Genomic DNA, 3,076 nt, shown 5'->3' with positions numbered 1-3,076 from the left:
GATAAAAATATTGAGTTCTCTAATATGAGTGTATTAATTGATAACAAAGCAGAATGGAAACAAATTTATGACGAAGCATGGCGGCAGATGCGTGATTTCTTTTACGACCCAAAAATGCATGGTGTCGATTGGAAAAAAAAGCACGATAAATACGCTGTTATGTTGCCTAATGTTAGCAACCGAAACGATTTAAATTATTTAATTGGAGAACTAATTGGTGAATTAAGTATTGGACATGCATATACTGGAGGTGGCGATAAACCAGTAACTGAAAAAATATATACAGGTTTGTTAGGTGCAAACTTAATAAAAGATGCTTCGGGTTATTTTAAAATAAATAAAATTTTAAAAGGACAAAATTGGGATAAAGCATTGCGTTCGCCACTTGCCGAAGTTGGCTTAAATATTAATGAAGGCAATTTTATTACTGCTGTAAATGGTAAATCAACTAAAAATGTTGTTGATATTTACACCTTGTTATTTAATACTGCCGATAAAGAAACCGAACTTTCTATATCAACAACTGCATCAGAAACTGCATCACGAAAAGTTATTGTAATACCAATTAAAGACGAAAATCCTTTATATTATTATAACTGGGTGCAAGATAATATAAATAAAGTAAGCAAAGCTACAAATAATGAAGTTGGATATGTTCATATTCCTGACATGGGACCCGAAGGACTTGTAGAATTTTCGAAATATTTTTATCCGCAATTAGCTAAAAAGGCGTTAATTATTGACGATAGAGGCAATGGTGGTGGTAATGTTTCGACCATGATAATTGAACGATTACGCCGTGAACTTGCATTTATGGGAATGGCTCGTAACCAAATTGAAGGAAATACCAATCCTGAGCAAATGATGTTAGGACCAAAAATTTTATTAGTAAATAATTACTCAGCTTCAGATGGCGATTTGTTCCCATTTCAATTTAGGAAAATGGGATTAGGTAAAATTGTTGGAGTTCGTACATGGGGTGGTGTGGTTGGTATTAGAGGTTCGTTGCCATTTGTTGACGGTGGCTTTTTGAATAAACCAGAATTTGGTCATTATGCTGCCGATGGTAGTGATTGGATTATTGAAGGTCATGGTGTTGACCCTGATATTATTATTGATAACGACCCTGCAAAAGAATTTGCTGGCGAAGATGAACAATTAAATAAAGCAATTGAGTTAATAATGCTCGATTTAATAAATAAACCACAAGAAAAAGGTAAAATACCTGCATTTCCAGATAAAAGTAAGTAAAATGTAATATAAAAAATGCTAGAGGCGAAAATTATGCTCACTCGCATTATATTCCATACAATCGCTCGTATCTTTCTCAAAGCTATCGCTCGCATCTTTCTCAAAGCTATCGCTCGTATCTTTCTCAAAGCTATCGCTCGTATCTTTCTCAAAGCTATCGCTCGCATCTTGCGAGTGATAATATCTTTGGCATCTTGCCATACTTATTTGAAAAACATTTATTTAAATTATGAGCGAATTTCGTAAAACAACATTAAACGAATTGTTTTTTGTAACTCTTTCCGTTGTGGGATGGATTGATCTTTTTACGCGTTCCATTTATAAAGATATTATAGTACAAAACCTGCAATATTGCCAACAAAAAGAAAATCTTGAAATATATTGTTATGTAATTATGACTAATCACTTGCATTTAATTTGCAGGCGATGTTCGCTTGCAGTATGCGAGCAAGAGCAGGAAAAAGAAAAAGATTTAACAGATTTATTGGGAAGGTTTAAAAGTTATACTTCAAAAGAATTGTTAAAAGCAGTAGAAAATAATTTGCAGGAAAGTAGAAAGGATTGGATGCTGAATCTATTTCATGAATTTGCAAAGCAAAATAAAAAATACAGCAATTATCACTTGTGGCAATATACCAATCATCCAACACTATTATATAGTAATGAAGTTATTTTACAAAAACAAAATTATATTCATGAAAATCCAGTAAAGGCAGGAATAGTAACAGAGGCTTCCGCTTATCTTTATAGTAGTGCTTGTATAGACAGTCCGCTGAAAGTCCTCGAATTGTAATTTACACAAATATGATGGAATTAAAATGCCAGAGGCAAAAAAAATACTCACTCGCAAGATGCGAGTTTGTGAAACGGAAAACTCACTCGCAAGATGCGAGCGAGTGAATATAAGTGGTATAATAGGGTTTGTTTTTGAATTAAACATAACAAATATATGAAAATACTGTATGGCGTACCAGGTGAGGGAATGGGACATGCTACTCGAAGCAAGGTTATAATTACTCATTTGCTCGAAAACCATGATGTCAGAATTGTTTCAAGTAACAGAGCTTTTGAGTTTTTGAATAAACAATTTCCAAATAGAGTTTATGAAATAAAAGGATTAAACTTTGTTTATAAAGACGGTGGAGTTGAGAAACTTAAAACTTTTCAGGCAATATTAAAAAAGTCGCCACACGATTTATTTGAGAACTTTAAAGTGTATAAAAAGATTAACAAAGAATTTACTCCGGATATTGTTATAACCGATTTTGAAACCTCGGCATATTTATATGGAAAATATTTAAAAATTCCAATAATTGATGTAGATAACATTCAAGTTTTAAGCCGTTGTAAGCTCGATATTAAAATTCCATCCGAAGAAAAATTTAATTATAATTTAGCAAAAACAATATGCAAATATCGCGTTCCTGATTGCGACAATTATTTACTGTCAACCTTTTTTGATGCAGAAATTGCAAAGGATAATACTGTTTTTATTCCGCCAATATTAAGAGATGAAATAATTAATGCAAAAACCGAAACTAAAAATCATATTTTAGTTTATCAAACTTCGTCGAGTCAGCAAAATCTTATCAATGTTTTAAATGAAGTTGAAAGTGAAAAATTTCTTGTTTATGGCTGTAATGTTGATGAAATAAATGGAAATTGCACGTTAAAAAAATTCAGCGAAACAGGTTTTATTAATGATTTAGCTACATCAAAAGCAATTATTTCTAATGGTGGTTATTCATTAATAAGTGAGGCTGTATATCTTCATAAACCTATTTGCTCGTTTCCTGTAACAAATCAGTTTGAGCAATATATGAAT

The 3,076-nt window shown here is 32.0% G+C and carries 4 protein-coding genes; 3 read left to right on the top strand and 1 reads right to left on the bottom strand.

Going from position 1 to position 3,076, the window contains the following annotated elements:
* The coding region (locus tag ACYC56_RS13860) for a PDZ domain-containing protein (RefSeq protein ID WP_461374762.1) at positions 1 to 1,251 on the top strand (1,251 nt) is incomplete at its 5' end.
* An 18-nt stretch (positions 1,252 to 1,269) separates the two neighbouring features.
* On the opposite strand, the gene ACYC56_RS13855 is transcribed toward ACYC56_RS13860, so the two are convergent.
* Positions 1,270 to 1,452: a hypothetical protein gene (locus ACYC56_RS13855; RefSeq protein ID WP_461374761.1), complete on the bottom strand. Its 183-nt coding sequence runs from the start codon at positions 1,450 to 1,452 to the stop codon at positions 1,270 to 1,272.
* A gap of 28 nt (positions 1,453 to 1,480) precedes the next feature.
* Here ACYC56_RS13855 and ACYC56_RS13850 point away from each other — a divergent pair, with 28 nt between their 5' ends.
* A complete protein-coding gene (locus tag ACYC56_RS13850; protein WP_461374760.1) occupies positions 1,481 to 2,044 on the top strand; it encodes an REP-associated tyrosine transposase in 564 nt (187 codons plus the stop codon).
* 156 nt (positions 2,045 to 2,200) lie between these two features.
* Positions 2,201 to 3,076, top strand: an 876-nt coding sequence (locus tag ACYC56_RS13845; protein WP_461374759.1) for an MJ1255/VC2487 family glycosyltransferase, incomplete at its 3' end; no start/stop codon positions are given.

The sequence above is a fragment of the Candidatus Aquicultor sp. genome (assembly GCF_054640775.1).
The sequence above is the reverse complement of the archived record's forward strand: the minus strand, read 5'-3'. Positions and strand labels throughout refer to the sequence as shown.